The organism is Micromonospora sp. LOL_015, assembly GCF_048060275.1.
In the GTDB taxonomy this organism is placed as follows: domain Bacteria; phylum Actinomycetota; class Actinomycetes; order Mycobacteriales; family Micromonosporaceae; genus Micromonospora_E.
This window is the reverse complement of record NZ_JBHMIO010000024.1, coordinates 75,295-90,386: the sequence shown is the minus strand read 5'-3', so window position 1 is coordinate 90,386 and position 15,092 is coordinate 75,295. Positions and strand designations below refer to the sequence as shown.

Genomic DNA, 15,092 nt, shown 5'->3' with positions numbered 1-15,092 from the left:
AGCCCAAACCGGCGGACGAACCCCGCCTCGCCGCTTGACACAACCCATAGGGACACCCCCCGGTGGACCACCCTGAGCCCACGCCGGTGATCGCCCTGAACCAACCTCTATTGTTTGCCCAGGCCGGATACGGTGGTGCGGGGCCGGCCTACGCTGTCGCCATGGGAGAACGTGGCAGTACAGCGGGCCCGGTCGACGAGTCCTGTGTACTCATCAAGGGCCCCTGGGAGCACCGGTACGTCGGTGCCAACGGCAGCCGGTTCCATGTGGTCGAGGCCGGCACCGGCCCGCTGGTCCTTTTCCTGCACGGATTTCCCGAGTTCTGGTGGGCCTGGCACGAGATGCTGCCGGCGGTGGCCGACGCCGGTTACCGTGCCGTCGCGGTCGACATGCGCGGTTTCGGCGCGAGCGACAAGCCGCCGCGCGGGTACGACGGATACACGCTGGCCGCCGACGTCACCGGCATGATCAGGGCGCTCGGCGAGCGCTCGGCGACCATCGTCGGCGCCGGTTTCGGCGGCATGATCGGGTGGACCGCCGCCGCGTTCCACCCGAGGATGGTGCGCCGGCTGATTGTCATCGGGGCCGCCCACCCGCTGCGGCTACGCTCGGCGATCTTCACCGACCCGCGTGGGCAGGCCGCCGCCTCCACCCCGTCGCTGCGCTTCCAGCTACCCCGCTACGAACACGTGCTGACCCGCGACGACGCGGCGATGGTCGGTGGGTTCCTCCGCCAGTGGGGTGGGTCGGCGTGGACGGGCGGAGCCCGGTTCACCGAGTACGAACAGCTGTGCCGGACCGCGATGCGGATTCCTCAGGCGTCGTTCTGCGCGCTGGAGGGATACCGCTGGGCGTTCCGGTCGCTGCTGCGGCTGCACGGCTACCGCTTCGTCAAGCTGTTGCAGGAGCCGCTGGTGACACCGACGTTGCAGCTGCACGGAGCGTTGGACCCGGCGGTGCTGCCCCGGACGGCGCAAGGCTCCGGGCGGTACGTGATCGCCCCGTACGAGTGGCGGCTACTGGACGAGGTGGGTCACTTCCCGCACGTCGAGTCGCCGGAGGTGGTGCTCGGCGAGGTACTGCGCTGGGCCAAGAGCTGATCCGCGACCCGGGTCAGACCCGGTGCTCGCGCAGCTCGGTCACCTCGTTGGCCGCCGCCCAGCCCTGGTAGACGCCGAAGTCGAACTCCTCCAGCCCGAGCGACTGCGCGACCGGTGCCCGACCGCCGGTGTACTCGACCCGCAGCCAGCCGTCGTGCTTGGCGAGCACGACGAACGGCTGGCCGTGCCAGGTGCAGGTGGTACGGACGTACGCCAAGTCGTCGACCTCGGACATCGGCACCACCCGGACGTACCGGCCGGAGCGGATCGCGGAGAAGCCGTCGCCCTCCGCCGGCTGGTAGATCCGCACCTCGTCACCGGCCGGGCTGGCGTCGTACTCCTGCCCCTGCCAGCGGGCGACGTAGCCGTCGCGCATCATTCCTCCTTGACCCGCTGCCAGGCGGTCTCGTCGGCGTCCAGCCGGGCGACGAGCGTCCCGGTGCCGTCCGCGCCGAGCCGCCACAGCTGCGAGCCGTGCGGCAGCCGGATCCCGTCGACCTTGAATTCGGCCACGACGTCGCTGCTCTCCCCGGGGGCGAAGCCGTTGCCACGGAACGGCGGGCGCTCGATCACCCAGCCTTCCATCGCCCGCATGGCGTTCTCGTTCTGACCGCCGTAGGGAATCCGGTAGAGGCTCGGCCGGTAGGCCGGCCACCGCAACACGAAGATCTCGTCGGCATCCGGGGCGAAGGGTGACCCGGCGTAGCCGAGCCCGAGTGCCGCGTACAGCTTGGCTGGGGTGTCCAGGTGGGCGACCTCGGCGGCGCGGTGCACGAACCCCGACACCCGGTCGTAGCCACGGTCCAGGTAGTAGCCGACCTGGCTGGCGGCGACGGTCTTCTGCATCGTGGTCGGCTGCCCCGGGACGTCCGGCCCGCTGGACACGGCCGGCTTCGGCGCGGCCGACGCGCCGGGTCGGGGTTCAGCCGGCTGTTCGACGTCGACTTCCTCGACTCCCAGCCCGACTTCGGCCGCCCAGCTGGCCAGGCCGACGATCTCCGTACCGGGCAGCTTCGCGCCGACCGGGGTGCCGGGGTTGATGACGAACGACCACTGCGGGTCCGGCCAGCGGCGGATCAGCTGGACGAACTTCACTTCGACGGTCTCGACCGGGGTGTCGAAGTGCTCGGCGATCCGCTCCGGCGAGGTGAACACCACGACGAACGTGCCGTCGGCGGCGGTCTCAGTCCGCCAGGTGAAGCCCTCGTCGCCGGGTCTGGACCCGGCCACGGACGATTCGGAGACGGGCAGCAGCACCTTGGCGAGCAGGAGGGTGGACAGGAACGAGTTGCTGCCACCGCCGCCCGCCGCCGCGACCAGGTCCCGCTCCACGTCGTTGGCCGGCTCGAAGGCCGGACCGGACGGTGGCTCCTCGACCACCGGACCGGACGGTGGCTCGACGTCTGGCTCGAGCACCGGACCGGACGGTGGCTCGACGTCTGGCTCGAGCGCCGGACCGGACGGCGCCTCGGGGACCGGCCCGACGACCGTGCCGCCGGCCGCACCGCGCTGTTCCGCCGCTGGTGCCGGGTCTTCAGTGGGCGGCACCGGACTGACGGTCGGCGGCGCCGGGTCGGCGGCCGCGTTGTCGGGGTGCGGCCACTGACCTTCCGGAGCCGGAGCGGCCGGTGCCGGCGGTGGGCTGGCAGCGGCGGAAGCTTCGGCGGCGTACCGGGTGGGATGCCGGCCGTGGTCCGGCAGTAGATCGGGCCCGCCGTCAACGGGCCCACCGTCGACCGGCCAGGCACCGCCGGGATGGCCGGCCGGTCCGGGGACGGTGGCGGTGGCGGTGGCGCGGGCTCGGGCGGCGGCATCGGCGCGGCCCTCGGAGTGGCCGCCACGGTTCGGCAGTCGCGCGTCTCCGCGGGCCAGCTGAGCGACGAACCAGGCCGGCAGCCAGCCTTCGATCGGCAGACCCGGGTTGACCGCCAGCCACCACTCCAGGTTCGGCCAGGTGGCGGCCAGCTCGGCGAACGTCACCCGACGGGCGGAACTGCCGCTGTCACCTAGGCAGGCGTGCAGGGTGACCGGCGACGTGAACGCAAGGACGTGGGTCCGCCCGTTCGTCGTCCAGGTGCCCCAGCCCATCGGGGCCTGACCGGCCAGGGCCTGAGCCGAAACCGGGAGCAGCAGCTCGGTGCCGGCAAGCAGTTGGAAGTAGAGCTCCTGGTCCTGACGGAGCAGGGCGTCACGCATCGCGGCCTCGATCTCGGTGGCCGGTTGCCAATCGGTCACGGCCGACCCCCCTTTCCACCGGACAGGCCACACGCGTCCGGTACAACCTACAAGGTGGTGCCACGATCACAACGGCCGGCGGACGCCTTGCAGATCAACTGATGCGAGAAAACACTTCGCGTAGTCGAAGGAACACCGTTCGACTCATCGGAACAGGTCCGCGTTGCGCCGTTCGGTGCTCAGATAGTCGGCGGCCGACTCGTCGACCGCGACCTTGATCTCCCGCAGCAGGGCCTGGAGATTCTGCGCCGCGCCGCGCCACCGGGCCTGCCGTTGCTCGTACGCCTGACGGGCCGCACCCTCCCAGGTCGCTACCAGTGGCGCAGCCTCCCGTTCCACCTGGTGCAACTGCGACCCGAGAGTACGCAGCGCCTGCCCGATGTCGGCGCTGGCCTGTTGCAGTGCGCGGAAATCCACCACCAGCTCGCCATCGGCCACCTGGTTACCTCCTCCGCGTCGTGCCATCGTGCCGCCCGCCAGGCAGCGCCCCGGAGCAGCCGGCCGGCAAGCTGCCAGTGCGTCTCAGAGCGGCAGCTCGATCCGTCGCCCCGCCCGGGTCACCCGGTCCGCCGCCGCAGCGTCAGTTGCCTGGTACTGCGTCCCGGCGGTACGAATCGCTCCGGCCGTCTCGCGCAACGCCCGGTGCAACACCGCCTGCTCCCTGGCCCACCCGGCTGTGACCTGTTCGAAGGATCGACCACCGGCACCACGCCAGGCGTGCTGAAGCACCTCCAAACGCTGCAGCAGACCGCGCAGCATCGCGTCGAGCTCCTCGTCGACCTGGTCGAAACGGCTGGCCGCCCGCTGCATGATCGCCAACTCGGCTTGCGTCTGCGACACGCTGTGCCCCTCTCGGTCCCGGTCAAGCCGGGTGCCCACCACCCCGGCGCCTACCGGCCGACGCCTCCCGCGCCGGACCGTGGCCAGTCACCCCCGCCGCGACGGCGGTGAACGTCACCTCGCCGACCGTAGTAGGGTCGACCCGCCGCCGCAGCCCCACCTCGTCCGCTGTGGATAACGGCTCGGTTGCGGTGGCACCGGCGACGAATCAGCCAGCGAGCGGTCAAACCGGGGAGACAGTCAGCAGGGTCGACCAACCGTCGCGCCGTGTACCGGTAGGACTGCAACTGGTGGGACTGCAACTGGTGCTGCCGGGACGTCGACGGCGCAGCTGCGAGACCGATGGGGCGCAACCGGCGGTCGGCATGGCAAGATTCCCGGATGGGTTTCCTCAAAAGCCTCCTCATCCGCCTGGGTAGTACGGCGTTGGCGTTCTGGCTGGCCACCCTGATCATTCCGGGCATCGCGTTGCAGACCGACGCGATCGGCGAGGCGGTCGTCACGCTGCTGCTCGTGTCGGTCATCTTCGGCGTGGTGAACGCGGTGCTGCAGCCGATCGTCAAGACCGTCGGGTGTGGCCTGTACCTGCTGACCCTCGGGCTGATCGCGGTGGTCGTCAACGGACTGCTGTTCCTGTTGACCGGATTTATCGCCGGACAGCTCGACCTGCCGTTCGAGGTGGATGGTTTCTGGCCGGCCGCCGTGCTCGGGGCGCTGCTGGTCGGCGTGGTCACCTGGCTGCTGGGTCTGATCCTGGACCGGGACTGACCGGCCAACCAGGCTGAACCGGGACTGACCGGCCGACCAGGCCGGGCCGGAACCGACCGGCGACCGACCAGGTCAGCCGACCTGGTATGCCAGGACCGCCGCGCCGTCGGAACGGACCAGTTCGACCCGTTCCAACTGGTCGTGCTCGAACCGGGTCGCCCCGGTGAAGACAATTTCGGCTCCGGGACTGACCGCCCACGAGCCGACCTGCTGCTTGGCCCCGTTCCGGTCGTAGGCGACCAACTCGAAATCCATCGGTCGGCCGTCCGGGTTGGTCGGCTCCCACCAGCAGCGCATGGTGACCTCGGTGCCGTTGGCCGCCGCCTGCAGACCCACCTCGGCGTGAATTGGCAACTGCGAGGCCACCGGCTGCATCGCGACGAGCTGGGAGCCGGGCGTGGGCTCCGGCGTACCGCCGGTCCCCACCCAGCCGACCCCGAAGCCGACCACGATCGCGAGACCGGCGGCGGCCAGCGCCGCCCCAGCGGTCTGCCAGCGGCGCATCCGCCGGCCCCGGCGCCGGGCCCGGCCCGCAGCGTCGGCCAGGGTGGCCAACCGGGGCTCGGTCGACGGCGGGTCGCTGATCTGCTCGAAGCCGGCCGGATCCAGCCGGCCGAGGAGACCGGGCAGCACCGCGATGTCGGCGACGGCCTGCCGGCAGTTGGGGCAGCCGGCGAGATGGTGCTCGTACGCCGCTCGCTCGGTGGGTGACAGGGCACCCAGGACGTACGCGCCGTCGTCGTGCGCGTAGTCACATTTCACTACTGGGTCACCCCCATCTCCTCCAGCACCAGCCGCAGCGAGCGCAATGCGTAGTGTGTCCGTGACTTCACGGTACCCGGCGGAACACCGAGCCTGGCCGCCGCTTCGGAGACCGAACGCCCCCGGTAAAAGCACTCGATCAGCACTTCCCGGTGTGGCTGGGAGAGCCGGCCGAGGGCTTCGGCCACGGTCCACGCCTCCACGGCGCGGTCCGCCTCGTCCACCGCTGGAGGTGGTTCCGGCAGTTCGTCGGTGACCACCTCGCCGACCCGGACACTGCGTCGGCGCCAGGCGTCGATCGCGAGATTCCGGGCCGTGGTGAACAGCCAGGCGCGTACGGATCCCCGCTCCGGGTCCAGCGACTCGGGATGTCGCCAGGCCCGCAGCAGCGTCTCCTGGACCAGGTCCTCGGCTCGCTGCCGGTCGCCACCGGCCAGCCGCAGCGCATGGGCGAAGAGCGCGTCACCATGCTCTTCGTGCAACGCGCGCATCAATCGTGAATCCTGGTCGGTCAAGAGGCGCCCTTCCCTTCCGCCTCATGACACGTAGCTGCCGGCCGGGCGGTTCAAGGTCCTGGAGAAACTGTTCAGCTGCCCGGATACTCCGGGCCGGTCATCGCCTCGGCGACCGCCCGGGCGGCGGTGAGCAGCTTCGCGCGGACCACCCGGGCCGAAGTCATCATCTCGGCCGCCGGCAACGCGCAGGCGATCGCCACCCGCCGCTCGACGTCCTTGTCCGCGTTGACCATTACCGCGGCGCAGGCGAGTCCCTGCCGGTACTGGCCGATCTCCAGGTGCATGCCGCGCCGGTCGCCTACCGCGAGATCGGCTTCGAAGCCCTCGATGGTGGTGATCGTGGCCGAGGTGAACGGCCGCATGCCGAACTCTTTGAGGTAGCGGAACCGCTGGTCGGGGGTGAGGGTGGCGAGCAGCGCCTTGCCCAGTGCGGTGGCGTGTGCCCCCTCGTCGAACCCGGGCACCAGGTCCTCCAGGTACGGCGAGCGCAGCCCGTCGGCCGACGCGGTCACCGCCACCTGGGACCCGACGAAGCGGCCGAGGTAGTGGCTGTAGCCGGTCTCCGCCGCTGCGCGGCGCAGCGCCTCACCGACCGCTGGCGGGCCGCGGAACGCGGCGACCAGCTCGCGGTAGCGGTCCGCCACCTCGAGGCCGACGATGTAGGTGCCGTCCTCGCGACGGATCACGTAGCCCTCGTACGCCAGGGTGCGCACCAGGTGGTACGTGGTCGCCACGGTCAGCTCGCAGCGCCGGGCAATCTGTTTGACGGTCAGTCCGCGCGGGGCACGTCCGACCGCTTCGAGCACACGCAGTGCCCGTGAAACGCTCCGGATGAGGTCCGAAGGTTCCGCCAAGGGGTCGCGCACAACCACCTCCGCCGCCGGGGACTTACACCATATGAAGAGACAGCCGCCTGTGGAACGCCCTTTCGAATCAGGGGCACCAGGTGGCGACTATCGGTGTGGCGCCCGACACGTACGGTTCATGCTATTGGCTAACGCGACATCATCGCAAATGGCGGTGCCGCTCGTCGCCCCCGTACCGTCGCCGGCCGGCGGAGATCCGCCCGGGCAACCGGACCGGACCAGGACCGGACCCCGGCCACCCGGCTAGTTCGTCCGGTCGGCGATGAAGTCGCACAGCGACTGCATCGCCTGCCGCGCCGGGCCGGGTGGCAGCGGCGCGAGCCGGGACCGGGCCTCCTCAGCGTAGCCGCGTACCGTCTCCCGGGCCCGCTTCAGCGCCGGTGACTCGCGCAGCAGGCCCAGCGCCTCGGCGTGCAGGTCGTCGTCGGTGACCGGACCGGCGGCCAGGATCTCCCGCAACCGTCGGGAGGCGGCGTCACCGTCGTCCGAGCCGAGCGCGTAGAGCACCGGAAGCGTATGCACCCCTTCGCGCAGGTCGGTGCCGGGTGTCTTGCCCGACTGGGCGGAGTCCGACGCGATGTCGAGCAGATCGTCGGATAGCTGGAACGCCACCCCGATGGTCTCGCCGTACCCGGCCAGGGCCTCGACGTGCTCCGCTGCCGCGCCACCGAACATCCCGCCGAACCGTGCGGACGTCGCGATCAACGACCCGGTCTTGTCCCCGATCACCTGCAGGTAGTGGTCGACCGAAGGCTCGCCGCCATGCGGGCCGACCGTCTCGGCGATCTGACCGTGCACCAGCCGGGCGAACGTGCGGGCCTGCAGCCGTACCGCCTCGATACCGAGGTCCGCTGCGAGGTCGGCGGCCCGGGCAAACAGGTAGTCCCCGACCAGGATCGCCACCGAGTTGGTCCACCGCGAGTTGGCGCTCGGTGCGCCGCGACGCACCAACGCCTCATCCATCACGTCGTCGTGGTAGAGCGTCGCCAGGTGGGTCAGCTCCATCACCACCGCCGCCGGCACCACCAGTGGTGCCGCCGGGTCGCCGAAGTGCGCACCGAGCGCCACCAGCAACGGGCGGAACCGTTTGCCGCCGGCCTCGACCAGATGTCGGGCCGCCTCGGTGACGAACGGGTCGGCGCTGAACACGCTGTCGCGCAGCTCGACCTCGACTCCGGCCAGGATCCCGGCGACGGACGCCTGCAGCTGCGGGTCGACGATGTCGATCCCGATCGAGGTCACCGCTCCCGCGCCGGACGCGAAGGAGCTGCCGTCAGCCGTCCTCACCACACCCCCAACCATGCCACAGCGGCGGTGGCAGCCCAGGTTGGGGGCGGGTGAGGTGGTTCATCGGACAAACTCGGCGGCGTTGCTGGTCAGATCCAGCAGCGCTCCCGGTGCGACCCCGAGCAGCAGGGTGGCCAGAACCCCGATCATCAGCGCCGCCGAGGTCAGCGCACCGGGGATCACCACCGTCGGGGTGGCGTCGCTCGGCTCGCTCAGCCACATCATCACCACCACCCGCAGGTACGGGAAGGCGAGGATCATGCTGGTCACCACACCGGCGATCACCAGCCAGATCTGGCCGTCCCCGACCGCCGCCCCGAAGACGGCGAACTTGCTGGTGAAGCCGCTGGTCAACGGGATGCCGGCGAACGCCAGCAGGATGAAGGTGAAGATGCCGGCGAACACCGGAGACCGTCGGCCCAGCCCCGCCCAGCGGGACAGGTGGGTGGCCTCGCCGTCGGCGTCGCGGACCAGGGTGACCACCGCGAACGCGGCGAGCACGATGAAGCCGTACGCCACCAGGTAGAACATCGTGCTGGCCAGGCCCTCGGCGGACAGCGACAGCACACCGACCAGCAGGTATCCGGCGTTGGCCACCGAGGAGTACGCCAGCAGCCGCTTGATGTCGGTCTGGGTGACCGCCAGGATCGCCCCGACCAGCATGGTCAGGATGGCCACCGTGCCCAGCACCGGGGTGAAGTCCCAGGCGGCCCCGTAGAAGGCCACGTGCAGCACCCGCAGCAGCGCGCCGAACGCGGCGACCTTGGTGCAGGCAGCCATGAAGCCGGTCACCGGCGTCGGTGCCCCCTGGTAGACGTCCGGGGCCCAGACGTGGAACGGGGCGGCGGTCGCCTTGAACAGCAGGCCGACCGAGATCAGCGCGATGCCGGCGAACAACAGCACCGGGCTGGACTGCGAGGTCTCCACCGCCGCCCGGATGGTGGCGAAGTCGACCCCGGGCCCGGTCGGGCTGTCCACCCCGGAGGTGAAGCCGTAGGTCAGCGCCAGCCCGAACAGGAAGAACGCCGACGAGTAGGCGCCCAGCATGAAGTACTTGAGCGCGGCCTCCTGGCTGAGCAGCCGCCGCCGCCGGGCCAGCGCGCAGAGCAGGTACAGCGGCAGCGAGAACGCCTCCAGGGCGATGAACATGGTCAGCAGGTCGTTGGCCGCGACGAACAGCAACATGCCGGCGAGGGCGAACAGCGCCAACGGGTAGACCTCGGTCGCACCGGACCGGCCGGTCGCCTGCTTGCGGTCCTCGGCCGAGTTGACCACGACCGCAGCCTGGGCGACGAAGGCGCCGCCGGTCTCCAGCGACCGCTCGCCGATCAGTAGCATCGCCATCACGCCGAGCACCAGGATCGCGCCCTGCAGGAACAGCGTGGGGCCGTCGACCGCGATCGCCTCACCGGCCGTCACCGTCCGGGTACTGCCCTGCAGGACCACCGTCACCAGCGCGCCGACCATGCTGGCCAGGGCCAGCACCAGCTGTACCGGGTTGCGCAGTGAGCGGGGCACGAACGCCTCGACGAGGACGCCGATCATCGCCGCGCCGAACAGGATCAGCATCGGCGAGATAGCCGCGTAGTCGATCGCGGGGGATGAGAACTCGCTCACCGGGCCGCCTCCTGGATTACGCCCTCGGTCGGGGCGGGGTCGGACGTGCCGACGTCGTCGAACAACGTCGCCTCGATGGCCGGGTTGATGACGTCGGTCAACGGCTTCGGGTAGAAGCCGAACAGCAGGATCAGGGCGATCAGCGGAGCCACCACGACCTTCTCCCGCAGGGTGATGTCCCGCTTCATGCCGTCGACCGTGGTCAGCGCCGGGTTCAACGTGCCCTGGGTGGTGCGCTGCACCATCCACAGCACGTACGCCGCAGCCAGAATGATGCCGAGGGTGGCGATCACCGCGACCGGTTTGTTCACCGAGAAGGTGCCGATCAGCACCAGGAACTCGGAGATGAACGGAGCGGTGCCGGGCAGCGCCAGCGACGCCAGACCGGCGAAGAAGAACACCCCGGCGAGCACCGGGACCATTTTGCCGGCCCCGCCGAAGTCGCTGATCAGTGCGGAGCCGCGCCGGGCCACGAACATCCCGACGACCAGGAAGAGCAGGCCGGTGGCGAGCCCGTGGTTGACCATGTAGAGCACCGCGCCGGTGCCGGCCTGGGTGGTGAACGCGAAGATGCCGACCCCGATGAAACCGAAGTGTGAGATCGAGGTGTACGACACCAGCCGCTTCAGGTCGTTCTGACCGACCGCCAGCAGGGCCGCGTAGATGATGCCGATCACGGCCAGAGCCAGCGCCCACGGGGCGAACCACTGCGACGCCTCCGGGAACAGCCCCAGGCAGTAGCGCAGGATGCCGAACGTACCGACCTTGTCCATCACGCCGACCAGCAGCGCGGCCGATCCGGCCGGCGCGGCACCACCGGCGTCCGGCAGCCAGGTATGGAACGGGAAGAACGGCGCCTTGATCGCGAACGCCACGAAGAAGCCGAGGAACAGCCAGCGTTCCACGCCGGTGGACATGTCGATCTCGCTGAGCGCCTGCCAGTCGAAGGTCTGCCCGCCGACCACCCACAGCCCGATCACCGCGGCCAGCATGAACAGACCGCCGACCAGCGAGTAGAGGAAGAACTTCACCGCCGCGTACTGCCGCTGGTGGCCGCCGTAGCTGCCGATCAGGAAGTACATCGGCACCAGCATGACCTCGAAGAACACGTAGAACAGGAAGATGTCGGCGGCGGCGAAGACGCCGATCATCGTGCCTTCGAGCAGCAGCAGCAGGCCGAAGTAGACCGGCACCGACCGCTTCGACGCCTCCGCGTCGTGCCAGGAGGCGAGGATCACCAGCGGCACCAGCACCGCGATCAGCATCAGCATGACCAGCGCGATGCCGTCGGCCGCGAAGGTGAAGTTCACCCCCCAGTTGGGGATCCACGGGTAGGACTCACGGAACTGGAACCGGTCGCCGCCGACGGTGAAGGCGAACCACATCACCAGTGACAGCACCAGTACCGCCACCGACCAGCCGAGCGCCAGCCACTTGGCCAGCTCCCCCTGGCGGCGCGGGACGAGCGCCACCACGAGCGCGCCGACCAGCGGCGCCACGGTCAGCACCGAGAGGAACGGAAAGTCGTTCACGCCAGCCATCCCATCTGCAGGGCGAGGAACGCCGCGACCACCACGAAGGCACCGGCGAGCACGGACATCGCGTACGAGCGCACGAAGCCGGTCTGCAGCCGCCGTAGCCGCCCGGAGCTGCCACCGATCACGGCGGCGAGGCCGTTGACCAGGCCGTCGACTCCCCGGTTGTCGAGGAAGACCAGCGCCCGGGTGAGGAAGATGCCCGGCTTTTCGAACACCACCCGGTTGACCGCGTCGGTGTAGAGGTTGTGCCGGGCGGCGGTGACCAGCACCCCGGCCGGCTGCTCCTGCTCGGCGGTGCCGGTGCGGAACAGCAGCCAGCCGAGCAGCGCGCCGAGCACCGTGATCACCAGCGCCAGGATGGTGACCACGCCGTGCGACAGCACCGCCTCGCGGTGGCCCTCCTCGGCGCCCAGCACCGGGGTCAGCCACTCGGGCACCGAGGTGGACATCAGCCAGCCGGCGGCCACCGACCCGACCGCCAGCAGGACCAGCGGCACCCACATCAGCGCCGGCGACTCGTGCGGGTGGTCGATGTCTTCGGTCCACCGCTTCGGGCCGTGGAAGGTGAGAATGAACAGCCGGGTCATGTAGAAGGCGGTCAGCCCGGCACCGAGCAGGGCGGCCCCGCCGAACAGCCAGGCGGTCCAGTCCTCCCGCTCGAAGGCGGCCGCGATGATCGGTTCCTTGGAGAAGTAGCCGGACAACGGCCAGATGCCGATGATCGCCAGCCAGGCCAACCCGAAGGTCGCCCAGGTGATCTTCATGTGCCGCCACAGGCCGCCGAACCGCCGGATGTCGGTCTGGTCCTTCATCCCGTGCATCACCGAGCCGGCACCGAGGAACAGCCCGGCCTTGAAGAAGCCGTGCGCCAGCAGGTGCACGATCGCCAGCGCGTACGCGCCGCCGCCCAGCCCGACCCCGAGGAACATGTAGCCGATCTGGGAGACCGTCGACCAGGCCAGCACCCGCTTGATGTCGTCCTTGGCGCAGCCGATGACCGCGCCGATCAGCAGGGTGAGCGCGCCCACGCTGACCACCACGGTCTGCAGCGTCGGGTTGGCCGAGAAGATCGGGTTGGACCGGGCGATCAGGTAGACGCCGGCGGTGACCATCGTGGCGGCGTGGATCAGCGCCGACACCGGGGTCGGGCCCTCCATCGCGTCCGGCAACCACGCCTGCAGCGGGAACTGGCCGGACTTCCCGGTGGCGCCGAGCAGCAGCAACAGGCCCATCGCCAGGATGGTGCCGGAGGCCAACGCGCCGGCACCGGTGAACACCGCCTCGAACTGGGTGGTCCCGAGCGTGGCGAACATCAGGAAGATCGCCAGCACCAGGCCGGCGTCGCCGACCCGGTTCATCAGGAATGCCTTCTTACCGGCGGTCGCCGCGGCCGGCAGGTGGTACCAGAACGAGATCAGCAGGTACGACGCCAGACCGACGCCCTCCCAGCCGAGGAACAGCATCACGTAGTTGTTGCCCAGCACCAGCACCAGCATCGCGGCGACGAACAGGTTGAAGTACGCGAAGAAGCGCCGTCGTCCCGGGTCGTGCGACATGTACTCGACCGCGTACACGTGGATCAGGAAACCCACGCCGGTGATCAGCAGCACGAAGACCGCCGACAGCGGGTCGAACAGCAGCCCGAAGTCCACCGACAGGCCACCGACCTCGATGAACTCCCACAGGCTTAGCTCGACCGCCCGGTTGTCCAGGCCGCGTAGCTGGAAGAAGTAGGTCAGGCCGAGGGCGAAGATCGCCCCGACGCTGACCACCCCGAGCCAGTGTCCCCACTTGTCGGCGCGCTTGCCGAGCAGCAGCAGGATCGCCGCGCTGGCCAGCGGGATGGCCACCAGCAGCCACACGCTACTCAGCAGCCCCGTGGCCTGGGCGTACTCCACAGTCGATTCCACGTGTGGGCCCCTTTAGTACTTCAGCAGGTTGGCGTCGTCGACGCTCGCCGAGCGCCGAGTCCGGAAGATGGTCATGATGATGGCGAGCCCCACGACCACCTCGGCTGCCGCCACGACCATCACGAAGAAGGCGATGATCTGACCGTTGAGGTCACCGTTGATCCGGCTGAACGTGACCAGCGCCAGGTTCGCGGAGTTGAGCATCAATTCGATGCACATGAACAGCACGATCGCGTTGCGGCGGACCAGCACGCCGACCGCGCCGATGGTGAACAGCACCGCCGACAGGATCAGGTAGTTGTCCGGAGTCATTTGTCAGTCCCCTTCGGGGCGGCCTCGCTGGGCGAGAGTTCGCGCGTCGGCAGGATCGCCGGGATGCTCCGGTCGGTGAGCGTGCCGTCCGGCAGCCGGCCGGGCGTGGCCACCGAGGTGGAGGTGGCGTAGACACCCGGACCTGGCTTCGGGCCGGGATAGTTGCCGGGGGCGAACCGGGCCCGCATCATCTCCGGTTGGCCGCGCCGCTGTTCCTTGCGCTTCTCGATGTGCGCCAGGATCAGCGCGCCGATCGCGGCGGTGGTCAGCAGGGCTGCGGTCACCTCGAACGCGACCAGGTACCGGCCGAACAGCAGGGCGGCGATGCCCTGCACGTTGCCGTCCGCGTTGGCCTGCTCCAGGCCGACCGCCTGTACCCCGCCGAGGCCCCGGTACAGCCCGGTGCCGACCAGCGCGGCGAAGCCGACGCCGAGGGCGACCGCGGCGATCCGCTGCCCGCGCAGCGTCTCGATCAGCGAGTCGGAGGCGTCCCGGCCGACCAGCATCAGCACGAACAGGAAGAGCATCATGATCGCGCCGGTGTAGACGATGATCTGCACCAGGCCGATGAACGGCCCACCCTGCACGACGTAGAACACGCCGAGGCAGAGCATGGTCAGCACCAGCCAGAGCGCGGAGTGCACCGCGTTGCGGGCCCACACCATGCCGATCGCGCCGAGCAGCGCGAGCGGAGCCAGAATCCAGAAGGTCACCGCCTCCCCGGTGGAGACCTCCGCTGCGAGCTCGGTCATGGCTTGCCCTCTCCCGTCGTCCCCGAGCCGTCCTGGGTGCCCTGCTCCGACCAGGGCGCCCGTTCGGCACCCGCCGAGGTGCCCGGGTTGGTCAGCGCGCCGACGTAGTAGTCCTTCTCGCTGTCGCCCAACCGCATCGGGTGCGGCGGCTGCTCCATCCCCGGCAGCAGCGGCGCCAGCAGCTGCTCCTTGGTGAAGATCAGGTCCTGCCGGGAGTCGCGGGCCAACTCGTACTCGTTGCTCATGGTCAACGAACGGGTCGGGCAGGCCTCGATGCACAGCCCGCAGAAGATGCACCGGGCGTAGTTGATCTGGTACGTGCTGGCGTACCGCTCACCCGGGGAGAACCGCTGCTCCTCGGTGTTGTCGCCGCCCTCGACGTAGATCGCGTCGGCCGGGCAGGCCCAGGCGCACAGCTCACAGCCGATGCACTTCTCCAGCCCGTCCGGGTGCCGGTTGAGGATGTGCCGGCCGTGGTAGCGCGGCGCGGACACCGGCGGCTTGAACGGGTAGTCGGTGGTGACCACCTTGCGGAACATGTGGGAGAAGGTGACCCCGAAGCCCTTGAACGTTCCCGTGATCGCGCCCAC

At 69.9% G+C, this 15,092-nt stretch carries 15 protein-coding genes and 1 pseudogene; 2 read left to right on the top strand and 14 right to left on the bottom strand.

The window, feature by feature from the left end:
- Positions 1-161: 161 nt before the first annotated feature.
- Positions 162-1,100 carry an alpha/beta fold hydrolase gene (locus tag ACFHWU_RS19460; protein WP_416556490.1) on the top strand — a complete coding sequence of 313 codons (939 nt, stop codon included), beginning with the start codon at positions 162-164 and terminating at the stop codon, positions 1,098-1,100.
- 13 nt (positions 1,101-1,113) lie between these two features.
- On the opposite strand, the gene ACFHWU_RS19455 is transcribed toward ACFHWU_RS19460, so the two are convergent.
- From ACFHWU_RS19455 to ACFHWU_RS19440, 4 genes and pseudogenes are all read right to left on the bottom strand, one after another.
- Positions 1,114-1,479, bottom strand: a complete 366-nt coding sequence (locus ACFHWU_RS19455; protein WP_416556491.1) for a hypothetical protein — start codon at positions 1,477-1,479, stop codon at positions 1,114-1,116.
- Positions 1,476-3,269, bottom strand: a pseudogene (locus ACFHWU_RS19450) (SseB family protein); the annotation flags it as partial. The pseudogene ACFHWU_RS19450 and the gene ACFHWU_RS19455, both read right to left, overlap by 4 nt.
- A gap of 210 nt (positions 3,270-3,479) precedes the next feature.
- Positions 3,480-3,773, bottom strand: coding sequence for a WXG100 family type VII secretion target (locus tag ACFHWU_RS19445; protein WP_278174719.1), 294 nt, complete (start codon positions 3,771-3,773; stop codon positions 3,480-3,482).
- An 84-nt stretch (positions 3,774-3,857) separates the two neighbouring features.
- Positions 3,858-4,175, bottom strand: a complete 318-nt coding sequence (locus tag ACFHWU_RS19440) for a WXG100 family type VII secretion target (RefSeq protein ID WP_282233287.1) — start codon at positions 4,173-4,175, stop codon at positions 3,858-3,860.
- A 381-nt stretch (positions 4,176-4,556) separates the two neighbouring features.
- Between ACFHWU_RS19440 and ACFHWU_RS19435 the strand changes: the two genes are divergently transcribed.
- Positions 4,557-4,943, top strand: coding sequence for a phage holin family protein (locus ACFHWU_RS19435; RefSeq protein ID WP_416556493.1), 387 nt, complete (start codon positions 4,557-4,559; stop codon positions 4,941-4,943).
- 72 nt (positions 4,944-5,015) lie between these two features.
- Here the strand turns inward: ACFHWU_RS19435 and ACFHWU_RS19430 are convergent, their stop codons facing one another.
- The 10 genes from ACFHWU_RS19430 to nuoI all read right to left on the bottom strand — a co-directional run bounded on the left by ACFHWU_RS19430 (position 5,016) and on the right by nuoI (position 15,092).
- A complete protein-coding gene (locus ACFHWU_RS19430; protein WP_416556494.1) occupies positions 5,016-5,705 on the bottom strand; it encodes an anti-sigma factor family protein in 690 nt (229 codons plus the stop codon).
- Positions 5,705-6,199 carry a sigma-70 family RNA polymerase sigma factor gene (locus ACFHWU_RS19425; protein ID WP_233606748.1) on the bottom strand — a complete coding sequence of 165 codons (495 nt, stop codon included), beginning with the start codon at positions 6,197-6,199 and terminating at the stop codon, positions 5,705-5,707. Before ACFHWU_RS19425 ends, ACFHWU_RS19430 begins: the two co-directional genes overlap by 1 nt.
- A gap of 92 nt (positions 6,200-6,291) precedes the next feature.
- A complete protein-coding gene (locus ACFHWU_RS19420) occupies positions 6,292-7,086 on the bottom strand; it encodes an IclR family transcriptional regulator (protein WP_416556495.1) in 795 nt (264 codons plus the stop codon).
- Positions 7,087-7,329: 243 nt separating this feature from the next.
- Positions 7,330-8,388 (bottom strand): polyprenyl synthetase family protein, encoded by a 1,059-nt coding sequence (locus ACFHWU_RS19415; protein ID WP_416556496.1) that lies wholly within the window; start codon positions 8,386-8,388, stop codon positions 7,330-7,332.
- 45 nt (positions 8,389-8,433) lie between these two features.
- Entirely contained in the window at positions 8,434-9,990 is a 1,557-nt protein-coding gene (gene nuoN / locus ACFHWU_RS19410; RefSeq protein WP_416591202.1) for an NADH-quinone oxidoreductase subunit NuoN, read from the bottom strand.
- Positions 9,987-11,522 carry an NADH-quinone oxidoreductase subunit M gene (locus tag ACFHWU_RS19405; protein ID WP_123607130.1) on the bottom strand — a complete coding sequence of 512 codons (1,536 nt, stop codon included), beginning with the start codon at positions 11,520-11,522 and terminating at the stop codon, positions 9,987-9,989. The genes nuoN and ACFHWU_RS19405 overlap by 4 nt, the downstream gene beginning before the upstream one ends.
- On the bottom strand, positions 11,519-13,438 hold the full coding sequence (nuoL, locus tag ACFHWU_RS19400; RefSeq protein ID WP_416591201.1) for an NADH-quinone oxidoreductase subunit L: 1,920 nt from the start codon (positions 13,436-13,438) through the stop codon (positions 11,519-11,521). The genes ACFHWU_RS19405 and nuoL overlap by 4 nt, the downstream gene beginning before the upstream one ends.
- 12 nt (positions 13,439-13,450) lie before the next feature.
- The gene (nuoK, locus tag ACFHWU_RS19395; RefSeq protein ID WP_123607128.1) at positions 13,451-13,750 is read right to left on the bottom strand and encodes an NADH-quinone oxidoreductase subunit NuoK; all 300 of its coding nucleotides are present in this window, start codon (positions 13,748-13,750) and stop codon (positions 13,451-13,453) included.
- Positions 13,747-14,502: an NADH-quinone oxidoreductase subunit J gene (locus ACFHWU_RS19390; protein WP_278173315.1), complete on the bottom strand. Its 756-nt coding sequence runs from the start codon at positions 14,500-14,502 to the stop codon at positions 13,747-13,749. Before ACFHWU_RS19390 ends, nuoK begins: the two co-directional genes overlap by 4 nt.
- Positions 14,499-15,092 (bottom strand): NADH-quinone oxidoreductase subunit NuoI, encoded by a 594-nt coding sequence (gene nuoI, locus ACFHWU_RS19385; protein ID WP_123607126.1) that lies wholly within the window; start codon positions 15,090-15,092, stop codon positions 14,499-14,501. The genes ACFHWU_RS19390 and nuoI overlap by 4 nt, the downstream gene beginning before the upstream one ends.

Bases quoted from the DNA above. Each gene is read 5' to 3' on its own strand.
- ACFHWU_RS19460 (WP_416556490.1), top strand. From the start codon at position 162: ATGGGAGAACGTGGCAGTACAGCGGGCCCGGTCGACGAGTCCTGTGTA.
- ACFHWU_RS19435 (WP_416556493.1), top strand. From the start codon at position 4,557: ATGGGTTTCCTCAAAAGCCTCCTCATCCGCCTGGGTAGTACGGCGTTG.
- nuoK (WP_123607128.1), bottom strand. From the start codon at position 13,750: ATGACTCCGGACAACTACCTGATCCTGTCGGCGGTGCTGTTCACCATC.
- ACFHWU_RS19455 (WP_416556491.1), bottom strand. From the start codon at position 1,479: ATGATGCGCGACGGCTACGTCGCCCGCTGGCAGGGGCAGGAGTACGAC.
- ACFHWU_RS19415 (WP_416556496.1), bottom strand. From the start codon at position 8,388: ATGGTTGGGGGTGTGGTGAGGACGGCTGACGGCAGCTCCTTCGCGTCC.
- ACFHWU_RS19390 (WP_278173315.1), bottom strand. From the start codon at position 14,502: ATGACCGAGCTCGCAGCGGAGGTCTCCACCGGGGAGGCGGTGACCTTC.